Source organism: Parageobacillus caldoxylosilyticus NBRC 107762, assembly GCF_000632715.1.
Lineage (GTDB): Bacteria > Bacillota > Bacilli > Bacillales > Anoxybacillaceae > Saccharococcus > Saccharococcus caldoxylosilyticus.
Genome location: NZ_BAWO01000011.1, coordinates 17,810 through 39,590, shown reverse-complemented (window position 1 = coordinate 39,590; position 21,781 = coordinate 17,810). Strand labels below are relative to the sequence as shown.

Here is a 21,781-nt window from a genome sequence, read left to right as displayed (position 1 = left end):
TCAATATGAGACGCTTTTTTTGGGAACAAATGTGCCAGACCCTTCATTGAATTGAATTTGTTTCGCCCGTATAATGAAAATAAGACATTGGTAAAGGGTGAAGAAACTTGGTGACAAAACATGAACAAATTTTGCAATACATTAATAGTTTGCCGATCGGTGAAAAAATTTCCGTACGGCAAATTGCCAAAGAAATGGGCGTCAGCGAAGGTACTGCGTATCGCGCCATTAAAGATGCGGAAAACAAAGGCTATGTCAGCACAATTGAACGCGTCGGCACGATTCGCATTGAGAAGAAGCGAAAAGAAAATATTGAAAAACTGACATATGCGGAAGTGGTAAACATTGTCGATGGGCAAGTGCTCGGCGGGCGCGAGGGATTGCATAAAACGCTGAACCGATTTGTGATTGGCGCCATGCAGTTAGAGGCGATGATGCGCTATACCGGGGCAGGCGACTTATTAATTGTCGGAAACCGCACGAAAGCGCACGAACTCGCACTCGAAGCTGGGGCAGCCGTGTTGATCACCGGTGGGTTTGATACGGAAGATCACGTAAAAAAATTGGCGGATGAACTGCAGCTTCCGATTATTTCGACCAGCTATGACACGTTTACCGTCGCGACAATGATCAACCGCGCGATTTATGACCAGTTAATCAAAAAGGAAATCGTTCTTGTCGAAGACATTTTGATTCCGCTCGAAAAAACCGTCTATTTATATACAACGGATCCAATTGAACGTTGGTATACGTTAAATCGCGAAACACGGCATAGCCGCTTTCCGGTTGTCGATGAACAACTAAAAGTGCAAGGGATGGTAACGGCAAAAGACGTGCTTGATTTTGATCGGCAATTGCCAATTGAAAAGGCGATGACAAAGCAGCCGATTACCGTAAAAGGAAAGACATCGGTCGCTTTCGCCTCCCATGTCATGGTGTGGGAAGGCATTGAATTGCTGCCGGTCGTGGATGAACATAATCGGCTTCAGGGAATTATTAGCCGCCAGGATGTATTAAAAGCACTGCAAATGATTCAACGCCAGCCGCAAGTCGGCGAAACGATCGATGATATTATTACAAGTCAGTTCCGGGAAGTGGATAACAATGGAAAAGAAGAAGCGTTTCGCTGCACAATTACACCGCAAATGACGAATCACTTAGGAACGTTGTCATATGGAGTGTTTACAACAATTGTCACCGAAGCGGCTACACGCGCACTTCGTTCCTATAAACGTGGGGATTTGGTCGTTGAAAATATTACCATTTATTTTATTAAACCGGTGCAAATTGACAGCACGGTGGAGGTAAAAGCGAAATTGCTAGAAATCGGGCGGAAGTTCGGAAAAGTGGATGTAGAAGTATATAACGAAGGCGCTGTCGTCGGCAAGGCAATGATGATGTGCCAGCTCATGGATCGCTAGCCAAAAAACGGGACGCGTGCTACGCCCCGTTTTTTGCTGTTTGTTTTGCTTCTTCAATAACGAGCGGCAAATAATATTTGTAGGCGCGGTAGCCCGCCCATGCGCTTCCGGCGCCAATTAACAAGAAAACGGTCCCGACAATATAGGTGACAGTAGAAGGGTGAAGAAAAAACTGATTGAGGCCAAACAGAAAGACGAACAACCCGAGTGCAATGCTCGATTTGGCGGAAAGCCAGCGCCGTTCCAGCGGGCGGCGGGAACGAAAATATTTGATTTTATAATAGACGTAAAACGAAAAGGAAAATATAATGAAAATTACAAGTGTTGGCATAAATCAAACCTCCACGATGTTTTTCTATCTTATTGTACATAGAAATGAGCAAGAATTCTAGCAAGGATCTTGCTTGTTTACGTATAATGAAAAAAATATAGGGGCAAAAGGGGAAGAAAAATGAAAGAAAAATGTTTGGAAATTTTAAAAGCAGTACAACAGTTTGATACGATTGTCATTCACCGCCATGTGCGTCCAGATCCCGATGCGTACGGGTCACAAGGGGGATTAGCGGAGATTTTGCAAGCATCGTTTCCGGAAAAAACGGTGTATACGGTAGGAAATGATGAAGAGTCATTGCAATTTTTACGGCGGATGGATATCATCGATGACGCTGTTTATCGCAATGCGCTTGTGATCGTTTGCGACACGGCGAATCAGGAGCGGATTTGCGATGAACGTTACCGTCTTGGCAAAAAGCTGATTAAGATTGACCATCATCCGAACGAGGATCCATATGGAGATATAGTATGGGTCGATACAAACGCCAGTTCCACGAGTGAAATGATTTATGAGTTTTATTTGGCCGGTAAAGAAGATGGACTGGTGATGACAAAAGAAGCGGCGCGTTTAATTTATGCAGGCATTGTCGGCGATACCGGACGGTTTCTTTTTCCGCGCACGAGCGAAAAAACATTCCGTTACGCAAGCGAGCTCATTCAATATGGTTTCTCTTTGACGGAGCTATATGACGGGTTATATCGCACGAAGTTGAATGTAGCGCATTTAAGCGGATACGTGCTGCAGAACTTTACCGTATCAGAAGAAGGGGTGGCGGCGGTAAAAATGCCAAAAACCCTGCTCGAACAATACGGCGTTACCGCTTCTGAGGCTTCGCAGCTTGTCAGCCTTCTTGGCAATATCGAAGGAATTGTCGCATGGGTATTTTTTATTGAGGAAGAAAAGGAAATTCGCGTCCGCTTCCGTTCTAAAGGCCCAATTGTCAATGAAGTGGCGAAAAAATACCGCGGTGGCGGCCATCCGCTTGCAGCAGGGGCTTCCATTTACTCTTGGGAAGATGCGGACCGTGTTATTGCCGATTTGAAAGCGGCGTGCCGATCCCGATAAAACGCGGAAATGTCCCGGTAAAGTCCGGGACATTTCTTTTTATGAGGAAGGCAGCGGCTTTAATTTTAGTTCAATCGACAAGGTGGTAAAGACAAACAGCTGATGAATTTCCAACTTATACAATTGTTCATTAATCGTGTATGTTTTGTTTTCAATAGCCCGCTTTAGCAACTCCCGGCTGTTATAAACGGTTTCGATGTCTTTTGCCTTCAGGTGGGAAATATCTTCCTTTACGCTTTCTTCAATGCGAAATGTCGTATAAGAGTCGAGTTTATATTGCTCCGCGTTAACGAGATGGACAGAAATTTCTTGTACCATCAATTTTTTTTTGTTCATTTTATTTTGTTTGACGTAGTCTTCTTGCCAAATGCGAACTTCGTTTTCCAAATCGGCAATTTTATCTTGCAGCTCGGTTATTTGTCGGACTTGTTTTTCCTGCAGAACGCCGAATAAATGCAAAAAAACGACCCAGCTGATGATCGCACCGATCGCAACGCCGGCAAAAAAGCGCTGCCACGTGGGATAGCGATAATAAGACGGGATTCTCATGAAGAAATATGCTCCTGTGTCAGCCAAGTAATGATGGTAACTCCCGTCTGCGCTCCTCCCATCGCCGAAAGAATAAGAAGGAACTGTCTCACAATGTCGCGCGTCTCCCCAAAAAAGAATCCCCGTTCCACCATATAAAACGTATCAAACGTTCCACCGATGGCAGCGACAACAGCCCAAATCCGCAAATCACCAGCAAAACGATACATGGCGGTGAGCGGCTGCTCTCCGCTTAAAAACGCGCCAAGCGCCCCGATCATCGCTCCGCCTAACAGCACGCCGGCCGCGATAAAATAACTTTGAATAAAAGCAGGCAAAAATGCAATTTTTTCATTCATGCTTCTCCCACCCTTTCCTTTACTACATGTATATGGACGAGTAGGGAGGAGTATGTTTTGCCAAGGGAAAGTTTTGTCTTCTATAATGAAGGAAAAGGAGGGAGAAGAGCGTTGTCGTTTGTCCACCTTCAAGTCCGCAGCTGCTACAGTTTGCTGACGAGCCCGACGAAAATCAGCGATTTAATCAAAAAGGCGAAAGAGTTGCAATTTCCCGCTCTTGCGCTAACGGATGAAAATGTATTGTATGGCGCGATTCCTTTTTATATCGAATGCAAACGCTTCGGCATTCAGCCGATTATCGGGATGATCACAGACATTGCGCTGGAGGGAGAAAAGGCGTATCCGCTCGTTTTGTTAGCGAAAAACGAAACAGGTTATCGTCATTTAATGAAAATAAGCAGCGCGATTCAGACGACGGCAAGTGAAGAAGGCATTCCGGAAAAGTGGCTATGGCGCTACCGCGATGGACTGATCGCCCTAACTCCGGGAAAAAAAGGGCAGGTAGAAACATTGCTTGCCCATGGGGAAATCGAAAAAGCAAAACAGGTGTTAGAGCGGTATAAGCAAATATTCGGGGCGGATGTATATCTTTCCGTGCAGCGCGGGGAACAGGCGCGCGAATCGTATGAAGCGGAGCTAATCCGCTTAGGGGAAGAAACCAATACTCCGCTTGTGGCAACGAATGATGTCCAATATATCGAAAAAGAAGACGTGTTTGTGCAGCGTTGTTTATTGGCAATTAAACATGGAACGGAAATGAAAGAAGAAAAAAACGTTATCGGAGAACGATATTTCACACCGCCGCAGGAAATGGAAAGACGTTTTGCCGATCTGCCGGAAGCGGTAGAAAACAGCAGGAGAATTGCTGAGCAATGCCAGCTGCATCTAGAGTTCGATACATTAAAGCTGCCAAAATACCCGGTCCCGGAAAAGGAAAGCGCTGGTCGCTATCTGCGCCGGCTTTGCCTAAAAGGGCTATATGAACGGGTTTCGTCTCCTTCCGCTGTTTACAGGGAACGGCTGGAGTATGAGCTTCATGTGATTGAGCAAATGCATTTCAGCGACTATTTTTTGATCGTGTGGGATTTAATGAATTTTGCCCGCAAAAAAGGGATCATGACAGGACCGGGAAGAGGATCGGCAGCTGGGTCGCTTGTGGCATATACCCTTTATATTACCGATGTGGATCCGATCCAGTACGGTCTTCTTTTTGAGCGGTTTTTAAACCCGGAACGGGTATCGCCGCCCGATATTGATATTGATTTTCCCGATGACCGCCGGGAAGAAGTCATCCAATATGTCGCCGCCAAATACGGGCAACAACATGTTGCGCAAATCATCACTTTCGGTACGTTCGGCGCCAAAGCGGCTCTTCGCGACGCAGGCAAAGCGATGGGGATGAATGTAAAAGAAATAGAACATATCGTCCAATCGATTCCGAATAAGCCGGGAGTAACGATTCAGGAAGCCTATGAGCAGACCCCTGCCTTTCGCCAAGCGGTGCAAGCTTCTTCTTTATTCCAAAAGTGGGTGGCAACGGCTATGAAAATAGAGGGGTTGCCGCGTCATACATCCACCCATGCGGCCGGCGTCATTATTAGCAGCGAACCGCTGGCGGAAATGGTTCCGCTGCAACAAGGACATGGCGAATGGTATTTGACGCAATATCCGATGGATGTGTTGGAGCGGCTCGGCCTGCTGAAAATGGATTTTCTCGGTTTGCGCACGTTAACATTGCTGGAGCATATATGCCGCCTTGTCGAGCAGCAAACCGGAAAAACGCTCGACATCCGCTCGCTCCCATTAGATGACCGGAAAACATACGAATTATTAAGCAATGGGGATACGAACGGCATTTTCCAATTGGAGTCCGACGGGATGAAGCACGTATTAAAGCAGCTGAAACCGTCCCAATTTGAAGATATCGTCGCTGTCAACGCGCTCTATCGTCCCGGTCCGATGAGCTACATTCCTGTTTATATAAAAAGAAAGCATGGCAAAGAACATGTTTCCTATCTTCATCCTGATTTGGAGCCCATTTTGGCGCCTACATACGGCGTTCTTATTTACCAAGAGCAAATTATGCAAATTGCCGCCAACATTGCTGGCTTTTCATTAGGGAAGGCGGATTTGCTGCGCCGTGCCGTTGCCAAGAAGAACAAGGAGCTGCTTGATGAGCAGCGCCATGAGTTCGTGCAAGGATGCCTCAAGAATGGTTATAAGGAAACATTTTCCAATGAACTTTATGATATGATTGTCCGTTTTGCCAATTACGGGTTTAACCGCAGCCATGCGGTCAGCTATGCCTTGCTTTCTTACCAGCTTGCTTATTTAAAAGCCCATTATCCACTCTGCTTTTACGCCGCGCTATTAACGAGCGTCATCGGAGATGAAGAAAAACTGTCTTTGTATATTTATGAAGCAAAACAAAAACAGATTGCGCTGCTGCCGCCTTCCATTAATCAAAGCCGCTATGACTTTTCAGTAGAGCGGGCAAAAATCCGCTATAGTTTAGCCGCCATTAAGCATGTCGGGGCAGTCGCGGTAAGGGCGATTGTCCAAGAACGGCAAAAAGGGCCGTTTGCCGACTTTTTTGATTTTTCTGTGCGCCTATTCGGAAAAGGCATCAACCGAAAAACGATCGAGTCGCTTATTTTGTCAGGCTGTTTTGATGAGTTCGGAGTGGAAAGAGCCTCTTTATTGGCAAGTGTGGATGTCGCGCTAGAACACGCTCAGCTTATCGGTCCGTATGTGAAAGAAGGTTTGTTTACCGATTTGTCCTTAAAGCCAAAATATGTGGAAGCCCCTGCACTGTCGTTGGAAGAGAAGCTGAAGCATGAAAAAGAATTGCTCGGTGTGTATGTTTCCCCGCACCCGACAACGGAGTATCAAAAGGCATTTCGCTTGGCTGGCGCCAAACCCATTTTCAGCGTATGCAATGGAGCGACGAATTCTTTCGTTAAAGTAGGCGTATATATTGCAGAAAAAAGAAAAACGCGGACGAAAAAAGGAGAGGAGATGGCCTTTTTCACCATTAGCGATGAGAGCGGGGAAATGGATGCGGTGGCGTTTCCTAGTGTATATTCCCGTTATTCCGCAGCGTTGGAGAAAGGAAATATACAGCTGTTGGAAGGAAAAATAGATGTCCGCGCCGGGAAACCACAGCTGGTGATTCGCCAAGTGCTTTCTCTTTTTACGAAAGCACTTTATATAAAAATTCGTCCAGAACATATGGCCGCTGGAAAATTGTTTACACTAAAAGAGTTATTGCGAAAATATCATGGAAATACTCCTGTTTTTCTTTATTATGAACAAGAGCAAAAGATGGTCAAATTGGCCGAAGAATACAATGCTGCCGTAACCGATGAATGTATAGCGGCACTAAAGGAGCTCCTTGGCGGTGAACATATTGTAGTCAAATGATTATTTCTTTACTATTTTGCAATTTTGTTATATCGTATAGACATTAGGTGGTCAGACCAGTGATGGAAATAGAAGGAAAGTATAGTTGCGATGGCATGCTAGGGAGGGATCACCGGTAAAAGACGCAAAAGTATACATCGAAACGCTCGAACAAATCCGCCGAATCATCCGCGAAGACGGACTGGTCGCCGGCGATAAACTTCCTTCTGAACGCGAATTATCAGAGCGTCTGCAAGTCGGCCGCTCTTCGGTGCGCGAGGCGCTAAGGGCGCTCGAATTTCTTGGCATAATTGAAACGCGGCGCGGTGAAGGAACTTACATTAAAGATATAGGGAACCACCAGCTTATTAACTTGCTCGGAATGTTTATTTTGCAAGATAAGCGCGCCAAAGCAGATTTGGCAGAAACGAAGTGGCTCATAGAGCAGCTTTGCTTGCAGCTTGCCTGCCAACGGTGGCAAGAAAAAGATTTGGCGTGGCTTGAAAAAAACGTTCGACAAAAATCAATGAATTATGATGTTTTTTTTCAATGGGTGACGATGGCGACGCACAACTATTTGCTAGAGCGAATTTGGCGGGTGCTGCACAACTTTTCCGCTACGATCAGCGGCACCGGTTCATTGCCTGATGTATTTTATGAGAAGATGCTAGAAGCATTGGCGAAGCGGGATGAGGCTGTTGTGACGGAAATATGGAAAACATATGTGCGTCCTCCTTTGTCGAAAGAGAAATGACATCGTTTTACAAAAAATATGATGAATTTTCGATACAGTAGTAGATAGAGCCAAAAAGTGAAGGAGGGAATACCTCATGTGGAAAGACATATTTATCAAAAAGAAGAAATATGCGTCGATTCCTTCCCAGCAAGTGAGATACGAAGTTCCCGAGGGAATTATGACGAAGTGCCCAAAGTGCAAAAAAATTATGTATACAAAAGAATTGATAAAAAATTTGCGCGTTTGCATGAGCTGCGGCTATCACCATACGATGCCGTCGCGGGAGCGAATTGACAGTTTGCTAGATGAAGGCAGTTTTCGCGAATACGACGCCGATATGATTTCTGTCAATCCGTTGCAGTTCCCAGGATATATGGAAAAGCTCGAAGAAGATCGCCGTAAATCGAACTTAAATGAAGCGGTTGTCACCGGCGAAGGGACGTTAAATGGATATCCGCTGGTAATCGCCGTAATGGATTCGGCGTTCCGGATGGGGAGCATGGGCTCTGTCGTCGGGGAAAAAATTACAAGGGCAATTGAAAAAGCGAGGGAACTTCATGTCCCATTTCTTATTTTTACCGCTTCCGGCGGCGCTCGCATGCAAGAAGGGGTATTAAGTTTAATGCAGATGGCAAAAACGAGTGCTGCTTTAAAATTGTTTAGCGATGAAGGCGGTCTGATTATTTCGGTGATGACGCACCCGACTACCGGGGGGGTGTCGGCAAGCTTTGCTTCGCTCGGGGATTATAATTTTGCCGAACCGGGGGCGCTCATTGGCTTTGCCGGCCGCCGCGTGATTGAGCAAACGGTGCGCGAGGAGCTTCCCGAAGATTTCCAAACAGCGGAATTTTTGCTGAAACACGGTCAGCTGGATGCCGTCATCCATCGCCACGACTTAAAGGAGACGCTGACGACGGTGCTGGATATTCATCAAGGAGGAGGAGAACACGGATGGTGGCAGAGTTAGATTTCGAAAAGCCGCTCATTGAATTGCGTCGAAAAATTATCGAGTTAAAAGAGTTTATGAAAACCGCCGAGGTCGACCTTTCGGCAGAAATTGAAAAATTGGAAGCGCGTCTTGCCAAATTGGAAAACGATATATATTCGAACTTAACTCCATGGGATCGCGTGCAAATCGCCCGTCATCCCCAGCGACCGACAACACTAGATTACATAACTCGGCTGTTTACGCATTTTTTAGAATGCCATGGGGACCGCTGTTTTGGCGATGACGAGGCGATTGTCGGCGGAATTGCCAAATACGACGGCTTGCCTGTGACTGTGATTGGCCACCAACGCGGAAAAGATACGAAAGAAAACATTCGCCGCAATTTCGGCATGCCGCATCCGGAAGGATATCGCAAGGCATTGCGGCTCATGAAACAGGCGGAAAAATTCCAGCGCCCCATCATCTGTTTTATTGATACAAAAGGAGCTTATCCGGGAAAAGCAGCGGAGGAGCGAGGACAAAGCGAGGCGATTGCTAGAAATTTATTTGAAATGTCAGGACTTACCGTGCCGATTGTTTGCATTGTAATCGGCGAAGGCGGAAGCGGCGGTGCGCTGGCGCTTGGGGTTGGCAACCATATTCATATGCTCGAAAACTCCACGTATTCTGTCATTTCCCCGGAAGGAGCGGCGGCGATTTTGTGGAAAGATGCAGCACTGGCACAGCGTGCGGCGGAAACGATGAAAATTACTGCGCATGACCTAAAAGAGCTCGGGGTGATTGATGAAATTATTCCAGAGGTTCGCGGCGGCGCTCATCGCGATGTCGATCAACAGGCGGCAGAAATCGATAAGGTGTTGAAGCGCTCGCTGCAGCAGCTTCTAAAGCTGGATGGCGAAACATTAGTCCAGCAACGATATGAAAAATTTAAACAAATCGGGCAATTTACGTTTTCCCACGATGACCTTCGGGTAAGATAAAAACAAGGCTGTCTCCATCTACGAGACAGCTTTGTTATATTGCAAGCCGTGTTAACAAATATTTAACAGCTTCTCTATTGTGTTCTTCTAGGCTTCGTGTTATTTTATAGAATGTTAAAGAGTTGCAGAGGTATGAGGTCGGACGTTTTTTCATAATGGGTTATCAAACAATGAATAAACGAGGTGACAACATGAAACGTATTGGTGTGTTAACAAGCGGCGGCGATTCGCCAGGCATGAATGCGGCCATTCGTGCTGTTGTCCGCAAAGCGATTTACCATGGTGTAGAAGTATTTGGGGTTTATCATGGCTATGCTGGCTTAATTGCTGGAAACATTAAAAAATTGGAAGTCGGAGACGTTGGGGATATTATTCATCGTGGGGGTACAATACTATATACGGCACGCTGTCCGGAATTTAAAACAGAAGAAGGCCAGCGAAAAGGAATTGAACAATTGAAAAAGCACGGGATTGAAGGGCTGGTCGTCATCGGCGGAGACGGTTCGTATCAAGGGGCCAAAAAATTAACGGAGCATGGATTTCCTTGTGTCGGAGTGCCGGGAACAATCGATAATGACATTCCTGGAACGGATTTTACAATTGGATTTGATACAGCATTAAACACGGTGATTGACGCCATTGACAAAATCCGCGACACTGCCACATCGCACGAACGGACATATGTCATTGAGGTAATGGGACGCCATGCCGGGGATATTGCGTTATGGTCAGGGCTTGCCGGAGGAGCGGAAACGATTTTGATTCCGGAAGCAGAGTATGACATGGACGATATTATTGCACGGCTGAAGCGTGGACATGAGCGCGGCAAAAAACATAGCATTATTATCGTTGCCGAAGGGGTTGGAAGCGGCGTCGAGTTCGGCAAGAAAATTCAAGAAGCAACCGGATTTGAAACGCGCGTCACGGTGTTGGGGCATGTGCAGCGCGGCGGTTCTCCAACTGCGTTTGACCGTGTGCTTGCCAGCCGTTTAGGTGCCCGGGCTGTTGAATTATTGCTAGAAGGAAAAGGCGGCCGCTGCGTCGGCATTCAAAACAATCAGCTCGTCGATCATGATATTGCCGAAGCGTTGGCAAACAAGCATACTGTGGATCAAAGAATGTATTTGTTGTCAAAAGAGCTATCCATTTAATTCCCTAGCGGAAAGGAAGAAGAAATGATGATGAGGAAAACAAAAATCGTCTGTACGATCGGTCCTGCCAGTGAGAGTGTGGATAAGCTCGTGCAATTGATCGAAGCGGGGATGAATGTCGCGCGTTTAAATTTTTCGCACGGCGACCATATGGAACATGGACGGCGCATTCAAAACATTCGTGAAGCAGCGAAGCGAACGGGAAAAAAGGTGGCGATTTTGTTAGATACGAAGGGGCCGGAAATTCGCACGCATGACATGGAAAATGGTTCCATCGAATTAAAAGAAGGATCGCAGCTTGTTATTTCGATGAAGGAAGTCCTCGGAACGCCGGAGAAAATCTCGGTGACCTATGAAGGGCTTATTGACGATGTCGTTCCTGGCTCCAAAATTCTTTTAGATGATGGGTTAATTGGCTTGGAAGTTGTTTCTATTGATAAACAAGCGCGCGAAATTGTCACGAGAGTGCTAAATGGAGGCGTCTTGAAAAATAAAAAAGGAGTTAATGTACCGGGCGTTCGCGTCAACCTGCCAGGGATTACAGCCAAAGACCGCCAAGATATTTTATTCGGCATCGAACAAGGAATTGATTTTATCGCCGCTTCTTTCGTTCGGAGAGCTTCCGACGTATTGGAGATTCGCGAGGTGCTCGAAGAAAATGACGCGCTACATATTCAAATCATCGCCAAAATCGAAAATCAAGAAGGCGTAGATAATATTGATGAAATTTTGGAAGTTGCCGATGGCCTGATGGTGGCGCGCGGCGACCTTGGCGTTGAAATCCCGGCAGAAGAAGTGCCATTGATCCAAAAAGTGCTCATTAAAAAATGCAACATGCTTGGCAAACCGGTTATTACGGCGACACAAATGCTCGATTCGATGCAGCGCAACCCGAGACCTACGAGAGCAGAAGCAAGCGATGTCGCCAACGCGATTTTTGACGGTACCGATGCGGTGATGCTATCTGGGGAAACGGCGGCAGGGCATTATCCAGTCGAAGCGGTAAAAACGATGCATCGAATTGCGCTGCGCACCGAACAAGCCCTGCAATACCGCGACATATTAGGACAGCGGACAAGAGAAAGCGCGACGACGATTACCGATGCGATCGGGCAATCGGTGGCGCATACGGCGCTAAACTTAGACGTGGCGGCGATTGTCACGCCAACTGTCAGCGGAAAAACGGCGTATATGATATCGAAGTATCGTCCGAAAGCCCCGATTGTCGCTGTTACTTCCAGTGAATCCGTATCACGCAAATTAGCGCTTGTCTGGGGAGTATATTCGCAAGTGGCGCCACAAGCGAAAACAACGGACGAAATGCTTGATATTGCCGTTGATGCTGCAATAGAATCAGGAGTAGTCAAACACGGTGATTTAGTCGTCATCACCGCGGGAGTTCCAGTTGGAGAAACAGGGTCGACGAACTTGATGAAAGTGCATGTGATCGGCGACATTATTGCAAAAGGGCAAGGCATTGGCCGCAAATCGGCTTTCGGAAAAGCGGTAATTGCAAAAACGGCAGAAGAAGCGACCCGAAAAATGGTAGAAGGCGGGATTTTAGTAACGAACAGTACCGATGCAGACATGATGGCGGCGCTAGAAAAAGCGGCGGCCATCATTACCGAAGAAGGCGGATTAACGAGCCATGCCGCCGTCGTTGGTCTAAGCCTTGGCATTCCGGTCATTGTCGGTGTAGAAAATGCAACAGCGATTTTAAAAGATGGGCAGGAAATTACGGTGGACGCAGGATTCGGTGCGGTTTATCAAGGACATGCGAGCGTGTTATAAGATATGTTATAAGATATAATAAAAACAGAGAAATCATTTCTCTGTTTTTATTTTTCTTTCGAAAGGCAGATGGAGAAGCATGAAATGGGTCATCGGGATATTTATCGTGATTCCGGTCTTGGAGATCGCTCTGTTTATTCTTTCCGGCAAATTGATCGGGATATGGTCTACACTTGTCTTAATTATGCTGACGGGAATGATAGGAATATGGCTTGTGAAACAACAAGGACTGGCAGTGATCGAAAAAGCAAGACGGGAGATGTCATACGGACGCCTTCCGAGCGGCGCGATTCTTGATGGGATTTGCGTGTTCATTGGCGGAGTGCTGTTGTTAACACCAGGTTTTTTTACCGATATACTTGGGGTGTTTCTTCTTCTTCCTTTTACGCGCGCGCTGATGAAACCGTATATCGCCCGCTGGCTGAAATCGCTCTTTCACACGAAAATGTTTTTCTATTTATATCGATAAAGGAAAGAGCCTTTCCGCTATATTTGAAAGGCTCTTTCTCTTTCGCGTTCATTTTGGCGGTTATGGCGTAGATTTTCCGATAATAAAATTCCAAATATCGCGAAATACGTTGGCGCTGTGCAGCGTTCGGATGATGACAAGCACAACTGGCCCTGCAATTAATCCGAGAAAGCCAATTAATTTAAATCCGACAAATAATGCTACTAACGTAGCGAGCGGATCAAGGCCGATCGATGAGGAAAGCACTTTTGGCTCCATAATTTGCCGCTGGACAAGAACGACGATATAAAGCACGCCTAGACCGATAGCAAACGGAATATTGCCGCTTACGGCCGTATAAATAATCCACGGAACGAAGACAATACCCGTTCCTAAATACGGTAAAATATCGACAAGCCCGATAATAAGAGCGATCGTAATTGCATAATCGACGCGGAGAATAAGCAAGCCGATTAAAACAATGACCGTTGTGATGGAAATCAGTGTTGCTTGCGCTTTAATAAAGCCGAACAAGGCCTTCTTTAAATCGCGAAATACCGTTTTTCCGCTTTTGTGCGCTTTTGCCGGCAAAATCGTTTGGACGATGCCTGTAAGCCGACGCCAGTCTTTGCTAATAAAAAACGTAGCCAGCAGTGAAAAAATAAAAACGGTAGCCGCATTTGGAAGCCAAGCGAGCAGCTGCGGGATGTTTTGCAGCACGTGCTGAATAAACTGTCCAACGGTGGTGGCGATTTGCGTGCCTACGGCTTGGATATTATTCATAATTGTATCCTGCTGATCAGCGTCCAAATTTTTAAATAAGATCGCCAAATCTTGATAAAGAGGAATAATTTGCTGGGCAAAAAACATTTCGATATAGGAAACTAATGCTTGGAATTTTTCCGGTACGATATTGGCTAAGTACTGCGTTCCCGAAACGATTTCGGCAATCAAAAGCGTCACCAAACCGGCCACGACCGCAAACAATACGACCAATGTCACGATCACCGCCAGCCATCTTGGCATCTTGGCTTTTCGTTCTAGAAAGTCGACGAGCGGGTTAATTAAAAAGGCAATAAAAAACGCGATGATAAACGGATATGTAACGGTGGATACATAATAAAGAGCAGTCGCTCCGAGAATGGTGACGGCGATGACAAACAAAAAGCGAAGAAAGCTATATAAGTGATGGCGGGACAATGTTTCACCTCCATAAATTTTTCCATATTTATATATTACATGTTTGCTTACGTATAAGCAAAGGGCAAGGTTTCGTGTTGGAAAGTGTGAAATGAATGAAGAAAGGAAGAACCAATGATGAGCGAGTCAGTATTGTTTTTGCTTATTTTATTTTTTATCGGTTTTATTGCAAAAAATCAATCGTTAATGATTGCGGTGGCGGTACTGCTTATTATTAAAATGATTGGGATGGAAGAAAAATGGATTCCTGCGATCCACGCCAAAGGGATTAATTGGGGGATAACCATCATTACAATTGCCGTGTTGGCTCCAATTGCCACAGGGGAGATCGGCTTTAAGCAACTCACTGCTTCTTTGCAGTCATTGTCGGCCTGGATTGCACTTTTATCGGGAATTTTTGTAGCCTTAATTGCAAAAGGAGGGGTTACGCTGTTATCGACCGATCCCCATATGACTGCCGCGCTTGTATTAGGAACGATTATTGCTGTATCGCTCTTTCACGGTGTTGCCGTCGGCCCGCTTATTGGTGCTGGAATTGCTTATATGATTATGAAAATGATAGAATATTTTTGACAGTAATGATTTGAAGGAATAAGCGGTTTTTGACGGATAAAGACCGATGCGGGGTTTCACGGCTTTCGTCATTATAGATGACAAAAGTCAGATAATTGTTTATAATATAAACAGTTATTTCAATTGTCACCTTCTATTCTAGCGGAAAGGTGGCAATACATAATGCAGTAGAATGTAAGCACTTTCGGCGTCATTTTTTGTCCCGGTTTCGAGCAAGCGCTCACTCTCTTGCCGCATACCGCGGGGGAAGGTAATCATTTTAAAGAAAAGGGGAGATTACGATGACAGTTACGCGCGGTCTGGAAGGGGTTGTCGCCACTACATCAAACATCAGTTCGATTATTGATGACACCCTAGCCTATGTAGGCTACAATATCGATGATTTGGCAGAAAACGCTTCCTTTGAAGAAGTAGTTTATTTGCTTTGGCATCGTGAACTTCCGACAAAGGAACAGTTGGAAGAACTAAAGCAACAGTTAGCCGAAAATGCTGCCATTCCAAAAGAGATTATTGAACATTTTAAAATGTATCCAATCGATAAAGTCCATCCGATGGCGGCATTGAGGACGGCAATTTCGATGTTGGGGCTTTACGATGAAGAAGCCGATGTGATGACAAAGGAAGCAAATTATCGTAAAGCGATTCGTCTGCAAGCGAAAATTCCTACCATTGTAACAGCGTTTGCCCGCGTCCGTAAAGGACTAGAACCTGTCGAACCAAGAAAAGATTTAGGATTTGCAGCCAACTTCCTTTACATGTTAACTGGGGAAGAGCCAAATGAAATTGCAGTGGAAGCGTTTAATAAAGCGCTTGTATTGCATGCTGACCATGAATTAAACGCCTCTACTTTTACGGCGCGCGTTTGTGTGGCAACATTATCTGACATCTACTCCGGCATTACAGCAGCGATCGGCGCGCTCAAAGGGCCGCTTCATGGCGGGGCAAACGAAGCAGTGATGAAAATGCTAACGGAAATCGGAACAGTGGAGAATGTTGAACCGTATATTCGCCGGAAACTGGAAAATAAAGAAAAAATCATGGGCTTTGGCCATCGCGTTTACCGTAAAGGCGATCCGCGCGCGAAGCATTTGAAAAAAATGTCAGAAAAATTAACGAAACTAGTGGGCGAGCCGCATTGGTATGAAATGTCGACAAAAATCGAAGACATTGTGACTTCCGAGAAATCGCTGCCGCCAAACGTTGACTTCTATTCGGCATCGGTTTACCATTGCTTAGGTATTGACCATGATTTATTTACGCCTATCTTTGCGGTAAGCCGGATGTCGGGATGGCTTGCACATATTTTAGAACAATACGATAATAACCGTCTCATTCGCCCGCGGGCGGAATATACCGGCCCGTCAAAACGGGTATACGTGCCGATAGAACAGCGCGGCTAATGATGTTGGCAATAAGGTGAGAAACAAGTTGCCTTTCTCACCTTTTTCATAAAAAACTATAGTTGGAGGTTTTGACCGTGACGCAAGGGGAAAAAATTACGGTAACAAATGGTGTGTTGAATGTACCAAACAATCCGATTATTCCATTCATTGAAGGGGATGGGACAGGCCCGGACATTTGGGCAGCGGCATCCCGCGTGTTAGAAGCCGCGGTAGAAAAAGCGTACAAAGGCGAGAAAAAAATTGTTTGGAAAGAAGTGCTTGCCGGGGAAAAAGCGTATAAGCTGACTGGGGAGTGGCTCCCGCAAGAAACGCTCGATACGATTCGTGAATACATAATTGCGATTAAAGGTCCGTTAACGACTCCGGTCGGTGGAGGAATTCGCTCTTTAAATGTGGCGCTTCGCCAAGAGTTGGATTTATTTGTGTGCTTGCGCCCTGTCCGTTATTTTAAAGGCGTGCCTTCTCCGGTCAAACGCCCGGAAGATACGGACATGGTGATTTTCCGTGAAAACACCGAAGATATTTACGCAGGGATCGAATATGCCAAAGGAACGCCGGAAGTGAAAAAAGTGATTGATTTCTTGCAAAATGAAATGGGCGTCCGTAAAATTCGCTTCCCGGAAACATCGGGCATCGGCATCAAGCCAATTTCCGAACAAGGAACAAAACGGTTAGTGCGCGCTGCGATCAATTATGCGATTAAGCATGGACGGAAATCGGTGACGCTTGTCCATAAAGGAAACATTATGAAATTTACGGAAGGTGCATTTAAAAACTGGGGCTATGAATTAGCGGAAGAAGAATTTGGCGACAAAGTATTTACATGGGCGCAATATGACCGCATTGTCGAAGCGGAAGGAAAAGAAGCGGCAAACCAAGCGCTTGCCGAAGCGGAACAATCCGGAAAAATCATTATTAAAGACGTCATTGCCGACATTTTCTTGCAGCAAATTTTAACGCGCCCGCGTGAATTTGATGTGATTGCAACGATGAACTTAAACGGCGACTACATCTCCGACGCGTTAGCGGCACAAGTCGGCGGCATCGGCATCGCGCCAGGGGCAAACATCAACTATGAAACAGGACATGCCATTTTTGAAGCGACGCACGGAACAGCTCCAAAATATGCCGGTTTGGATAAAGTGAATCCGTCATCGGTCATTTTATCCGGCGTGATGATGTTTGAACATCTCGGCTGGAATGAAGCGGCCAAATTGATTGTTGAGGCGATGGAAAAAACGATCGCGGCCAAAATCGTCACCTATGATTTTGCCCGTCTCATGGACGATGCAACGGAAGTAAAATGTTCTGAATTTGCTGATGCGCTTATTCGCAATATGGAATAACAATAACACATAAGAGAGAGGATGGGGGAATATGACAATGAGACGTAAAAAAATCTCAGTGATCGGTGCAGGATTTACAGGTGCAACGACTGCATTTATTTTAGCCCAAAAAGAATTAGGAGATATCGTCCTTGTCGATATTCCGCAGTTGGAAAATCCGACAAAAGGAAAAGCGCTCGATATGCTCGAATCAAGCCCGGTGCTAGGGTTTGACGCAAACATTATCGGCACTTCCAACTATGAAGACACTGCTGATTCTGATGTCGTGATCATTACGGCAGGCATTGCGCGCAAACCAGGCATGAGCCGCGACGACCTTGTCACCACCAACCAAAAAATTATGAAACAAGTAACAAAAGAAGTGGTCAAATATTCGCCGAACTGCTACATTATCGTCTTGACGAACCCTGTTGATGCGATGACTTACACGGTATTTAAAGAATCGGGATTCCCGAAAAACCGCGTCATCGGTCAATCTGGCGTATTGGATACCGCCCGTTTCCGCACGTTTGTCGCACAGGAATTAAACATTTCTGTAAAAGATGTCACCGGCTTTGTGCTGGGTGGACATGGCGACGATATGGTGCCTCTTGTTCGTTATTCCTATGCCGGCGGCATTCCGCTTGAAAAATTAATTCCGAAAGACCGCCTTGATGCGATTGTCGAACGTACCCGCAAAGGCGGCGGCGAAATAGTGAACTTGCTTGGCAACGGCAGCGCTTATTATGCACCGGCTGCTTCACTTGCCGAAATGGTGGAAGCGATCATTAAAGACCAACGCCGCATCCTTCCGGCAATTGCTTATCTCGAAGGCGAATACGGCTACGAAGGCATTTATTTAGGGGTGCCGACGATTTTAGGCGGCAATGGTATCGAAAAAGTGATCGAACTAGAACTGACGGAGGAAGAGAAAGCAGCGCTTGCCAAATCGGTCGAATCCGTGAAAAACGTCATGCGCGTATTAGAATAAATAGTGGCAAAGACAAAAATTCGGGAATCATCCCGAATTTTTGTTACCTATTTATTGAAAGTGTTTTCTAAAACAAAGGGGTGTTTGACATGCTAAAAAAGCGCAAACTTGGGAGAAATATATCGGAAATTTCGGTCGGGGAAAAACTAGTAATCAACGCGAAAATTGAAGATAAAGATTTGCTGCTTTATCTTGGACTGACGGATGATGCCAATCCGCTATACATCCAGCACGATTACGCTTCCCAGACGCCGCTGAAAAAGCCGATTGTTCCGGCAGTAATGTTAACGGGAATGATTACTTCCGCCATTTCGAAATATTTGCCGGGCCCGGGAAGCCATATTACCAAACAGGAAATTCATTTTCTGAAGCCGGTTTATCATTACGAGCAATTGCAGTTTCTGTTTGAAGTGACAGAAGTAAATGAGGATCATCATAGGATTACAATTTCTGTGCAAGCGACGCGGGACGAAGACAAAGTACTCGAAGGAACGCTGTCCGTCTGTCCGCCGTATGTTTTATCTCCGCTTGATGGCCGGGTGTTAGAAAATTTTTGAGCAAAAACCGCCTGTTTCGTAAGGCGGTTTTTTTTAGTTTTATGGTATGATAAACATGGACAAACTTAATTCTAAAATAGCAGAGCGGAGGAGAAGGATGGGCAAAAAAGTGTTAGTTGTCGACGACGAACAATCGATTGTCACGCTATTAACATACAATTTGGAACAAGCAGGATTTACGGTCGTGACGGCAAACGATGGCGAGGAAGCGATCGAGAAAGTAGCCGATGAACAGCCGGCGTTAATCATTTTGGACTTGATGCTTCCAAAGCTCGATGGGGTCGAAGTGTGCAAACAATTGCGCCAGCAAAAAGTGATGACACCGATTTTAATGTTGACGGCGAAAGACGACGAATTCGACAAAGTGCTCGGGCTCGAACTTGGCGCGGATGACTACATGACCAAGCCGTTTAGCCCCCGTGAAGTCATCGCGCGGGTGAAAGCGATTTTGCGGCGCACGCAGCTTTCCAATCCTGCCGAGGAAAGCGAGGAGCGAATCGTCATTGGTGACTTGGAAATTTTTCCAGACAATTATGAAGCATATTTTGCCGGAAAACAGCTCGAGCTTACTCCGAAAGAATTTGAACTGCTTCTTTATCTAGCCAAACATAAAGGCAGGGTGTTAACGAGAGATCAACTGCTTAGCGCGGTATGGAATTATGATTTTGCCGGCGATACTCGTATTGTCGATGTTCATATCAGCCATTTGCGGGAAAAAATTGAACATGATACGAAAAAACCTTTATATATTAAAACGATACGGGGGCTTGGATATAAATTAGAGGAGCCAAAACGGAATGACTAGCTTCCGCACACGTCTGTTGTTCTGGCTGGTGACATTGATTGTCACGGTATTGATATGTCTTGGACTATTGCTTGGGCAATTATTTAAAGACTTTTATGTGGAAACGATGAATAAACGGTTGGAAAAAGAAGCAAAAGCAGTTGCCATTTTGTTGAAAAACGAATCACTGGCGCAAATTCGCCCCGACTTACAAGAAATGAGCGAGGAGCTGTCCTCGCGCATCACGATATTAAACCGCGAGGAAAAAGTGGTGTTTGACACCGGGCACGTTGCCAATATTAACGATCAAGCTCATGAGCAGATTATTCGCGACATTTTACACAAAAAACAATTTCACCAATTTTCGATTATCGAAAAAACGAATGATGTATATTATTATATTGTTCCTTACACAAAGGAAGGGAAAAACGCAGGATATGTCATTTTAAGCTCTCCGACCAATTCGTTGAAAAAGGTGAACCAGCAAATTTGGGGAGTATTGGTCAGCAGCCTGGGCACCGCTTTGATTGTCATTATTTTGCTTGGGTTAAAAATTGCCAATCAATATATGAAGCCGATCGAAGCGGCAACAGAAGTAGCTGTTGAGCTGGCGAAAGGAAATTATGAAGCAAGGGTGCCAAACGGGGAATACAATGAAGCGGGGATGCTCGTTCAATCCATTAACCGGCTTGCCCGCAATTTGCAGGAAATCAGCAAATCTCGGGAAATGCAAACCGACCGCCTTCATACACTGATCGAAAACGTCGGAAGCGGGCTTATTTTAATTGACAGCCGCGGCTACATTAATTTAATTAACCGCGCCTTTAAGGAATGCTTTCATATTCAACCATCCGATTATTTGTACCGGCCGTATACGGAAGCATTTATTCATAAAGAAATTGTACAACTTGTAGACGACATTTTTATTAAAGAAACAAACATTCGCAAACAGTTGTTATTGACGATTGGCATCGAACGAAAGCATTTTGAAGTGTACGGCGCCCCGATTATCGGCACGAATGACGAATGGCAAGGCATTGTGCTCGTTTTCCATGATATTACCGAGCTAAAAAGACTGGAACAAATCCGCAAAGATTTTGTCGCTAACGTTTCTCATGAGTTAAAAACGCCGATTACCTCGATTAAAGGATTTGCCGAAACGCTGCTGGATGGGGCGATGAAAGATGAGCAGGCGTTGCAGCACTTTTTGTCAATTATTTTAAAAGAAAGCGAACGTCTGCAGACATTAGTGCAAGAGTTGCTTGATTTATCGAAAATCGAGCAGCACGGGTTTGAGCTTCAGATGGAAACGGTCGATTTAGTAGCGGTGTTAAAGGAAGCTGCCGCTATCTTTCAACGCAAAGCGGAAGAAAAAGGCATTCATTTTTATTGGCATGCGCCTGCTGCGGCATATATAAAAGGGGATGTCAACCGTCTTAAACAAATTTTCATTAATTTGATTACAAACGCGTTAACGTATACGCCAAAGGGTGGAAAAGTAGAGATCGTCATTGAGGAACAAGCGAAGGAGATTCTTCTTCACGTTAAAGATACAGGCATTGGCATTGAACAAGAAGAGATTCCGCGCATTTTCGAACGCTTTTACCGAGTCGATAAAGCGCGTAGCCGCAACTCGGGCGGAACGGGTTTAGGACTGGCGATTGTCAAACATTTAGTGGAAGCACACCACGGCTATATTACGGTCACAAGCAAAGTCGGGCACGGTACGGCATTTACGGTGCACTTTCCAAAGCTATTCCAAAAGTAAACGAGAACGAAAAAAC

General features: G+C 45.5%; 20 protein-coding genes. 16 read left to right on the top strand and 4 right to left on the bottom strand.

Annotated features, from left to right (window positions below):
* Positions 1-107: 107 nt before the first annotated feature.
* A complete protein-coding gene (locus GCA01S_RS04570; protein ID WP_017437263.1) occupies positions 108-1,421 on the top strand; it encodes a CBS domain-containing protein in 1,314 nt (437 codons plus the stop codon).
* Between the two features lie 19 nt (positions 1,422-1,440).
* Here GCA01S_RS04570 and GCA01S_RS04565 read toward each other — a convergent pair whose 3' ends face one another.
* Positions 1,441-1,752 (bottom strand): YtpI family protein, encoded by a 312-nt coding sequence (locus tag GCA01S_RS04565; RefSeq protein ID WP_017437262.1) that lies wholly within the window; start codon positions 1,750-1,752, stop codon positions 1,441-1,443.
* Positions 1,753-1,872: 120 nt separating this feature from the next.
* On the opposite strand from GCA01S_RS04565, the gene GCA01S_RS04560 reads away from it, so the two are divergent.
* Complete coding sequence (locus tag GCA01S_RS04560; protein WP_017437261.1) at positions 1,873-2,820, top strand: DHH family phosphoesterase; 948 nt, start codon at positions 1,873-1,875, stop codon at positions 2,818-2,820.
* 39 nt (positions 2,821-2,859) lie between these two features.
* Here the strand turns inward: GCA01S_RS04560 and ytrI are convergent, their stop codons facing one another.
* Positions 2,860-3,369: a sporulation membrane protein YtrI gene (ytrI, locus tag GCA01S_RS04555; RefSeq protein ID WP_017437260.1), complete on the bottom strand. Its 510-nt coding sequence runs from the start codon at positions 3,367-3,369 to the stop codon at positions 2,860-2,862.
* Positions 3,366-3,707, bottom strand: a complete 342-nt coding sequence (locus GCA01S_RS04550) for a YtrH family sporulation protein (protein WP_017437259.1) — start codon at positions 3,705-3,707, stop codon at positions 3,366-3,368. Before GCA01S_RS04550 ends, ytrI begins: the two co-directional genes overlap by 4 nt.
* Before the next feature lie 111 nt (positions 3,708-3,818).
* On the opposite strand from GCA01S_RS04550, the gene dnaE reads away from it, so the two are divergent.
* The 7 genes from dnaE to GCA01S_RS04515 all read left to right on the top strand — a co-directional run bounded on the left by dnaE (position 3,819) and on the right by GCA01S_RS04515 (position 13,185).
* Entirely contained in the window at positions 3,819-7,130 is a 3,312-nt protein-coding gene (gene dnaE, locus GCA01S_RS04545; RefSeq protein ID WP_042407726.1) for a DNA polymerase III subunit alpha, read from the top strand.
* A gap of 85 nt (positions 7,131-7,215) precedes the next feature.
* On the top strand, positions 7,216-7,863 hold the full coding sequence (locus GCA01S_RS04540; RefSeq protein WP_042407588.1) for a FadR/GntR family transcriptional regulator: 648 nt from the start codon (positions 7,216-7,218) through the stop codon (positions 7,861-7,863).
* 76 nt (positions 7,864-7,939) lie between these two features.
* Positions 7,940-8,812, top strand: a complete 873-nt coding sequence (accD, locus tag GCA01S_RS04535; protein ID WP_017437256.1) for an acetyl-CoA carboxylase, carboxyltransferase subunit beta — start codon at positions 7,940-7,942, stop codon at positions 8,810-8,812.
* The gene (gene accA / locus GCA01S_RS04530) at positions 8,797-9,774 is read left to right on the top strand and encodes an acetyl-CoA carboxylase carboxyl transferase subunit alpha (protein WP_042407584.1); all 978 of its coding nucleotides are present in this window, start codon (positions 8,797-8,799) and stop codon (positions 9,772-9,774) included. Before accD ends, accA begins: the two co-directional genes overlap by 16 nt.
* A gap of 191 nt (positions 9,775-9,965) precedes the next feature.
* Positions 9,966-10,925: a 6-phosphofructokinase gene (pfkA, locus tag GCA01S_RS04525; RefSeq protein ID WP_017437254.1), complete on the top strand. Its 960-nt coding sequence runs from the start codon at positions 9,966-9,968 to the stop codon at positions 10,923-10,925.
* 27 nt (positions 10,926-10,952) lie between these two features.
* On the top strand, positions 10,953-12,716 hold the full coding sequence (gene pyk, locus GCA01S_RS04520) for a pyruvate kinase (RefSeq protein ID WP_017437253.1): 1,764 nt from the start codon (positions 10,953-10,955) through the stop codon (positions 12,714-12,716).
* A gap of 79 nt (positions 12,717-12,795) precedes the next feature.
* Complete coding sequence (locus tag GCA01S_RS04515) at positions 12,796-13,185, top strand: FxsA family protein (RefSeq protein WP_042407581.1); 390 nt, start codon at positions 12,796-12,798, stop codon at positions 13,183-13,185.
* A gap of 60 nt (positions 13,186-13,245) precedes the next feature.
* Here the strand turns inward: GCA01S_RS04515 and ytvI are convergent, their stop codons facing one another.
* Positions 13,246-14,364, bottom strand: a complete 1,119-nt coding sequence (ytvI, locus tag GCA01S_RS04510) for a sporulation integral membrane protein YtvI (protein ID WP_042407578.1) — start codon at positions 14,362-14,364, stop codon at positions 13,246-13,248.
* 117 nt (positions 14,365-14,481) lie between these two features.
* Here ytvI and GCA01S_RS04505 point away from each other — a divergent pair, with 117 nt between their 5' ends.
* The 7 genes from GCA01S_RS04505 to pnpS all read left to right on the top strand — a co-directional run bounded on the left by GCA01S_RS04505 (position 14,482) and on the right by pnpS (position 21,765).
* On the top strand, positions 14,482-14,937 hold the full coding sequence (locus GCA01S_RS04505; RefSeq protein ID WP_017437250.1) for a DUF441 domain-containing protein: 456 nt from the start codon (positions 14,482-14,484) through the stop codon (positions 14,935-14,937).
* Positions 14,938-15,218: 281 nt separating this feature from the next.
* Positions 15,219-16,337 (top strand): citrate synthase, encoded by a 1,119-nt coding sequence (gene citZ / locus GCA01S_RS04500; protein ID WP_042407576.1) that lies wholly within the window; start codon positions 15,219-15,221, stop codon positions 16,335-16,337.
* Between the two features lie 77 nt (positions 16,338-16,414).
* Complete coding sequence (gene icd / locus GCA01S_RS04495; protein WP_017437248.1) at positions 16,415-17,686, top strand: NADP-dependent isocitrate dehydrogenase; 1,272 nt, start codon at positions 16,415-16,417, stop codon at positions 17,684-17,686.
* 31 nt (positions 17,687-17,717) lie between these two features.
* Positions 17,718-18,656 (top strand): malate dehydrogenase, encoded by a 939-nt coding sequence (gene mdh, locus GCA01S_RS04490; protein ID WP_026078647.1) that lies wholly within the window; start codon positions 17,718-17,720, stop codon positions 18,654-18,656.
* An 89-nt stretch (positions 18,657-18,745) separates the two neighbouring features.
* Positions 18,746-19,213, top strand: coding sequence for a MaoC/PaaZ C-terminal domain-containing protein (locus GCA01S_RS04485; protein WP_017437246.1), 468 nt, complete (start codon positions 18,746-18,748; stop codon positions 19,211-19,213).
* Positions 19,214-19,310: 97 nt separating this feature from the next.
* A complete protein-coding gene (locus GCA01S_RS04480; RefSeq protein WP_042407574.1) occupies positions 19,311-20,018 on the top strand; it encodes a response regulator transcription factor in 708 nt (235 codons plus the stop codon).
* Entirely contained in the window at positions 20,011-21,765 is a 1,755-nt protein-coding gene (gene pnpS, locus GCA01S_RS04475; protein WP_017437244.1) for a two-component system histidine kinase PnpS, read from the top strand. Before GCA01S_RS04480 ends, pnpS begins: the two co-directional genes overlap by 8 nt.
* The last annotated feature ends 16 nt before the right edge of the window (positions 21,766-21,781 follow it).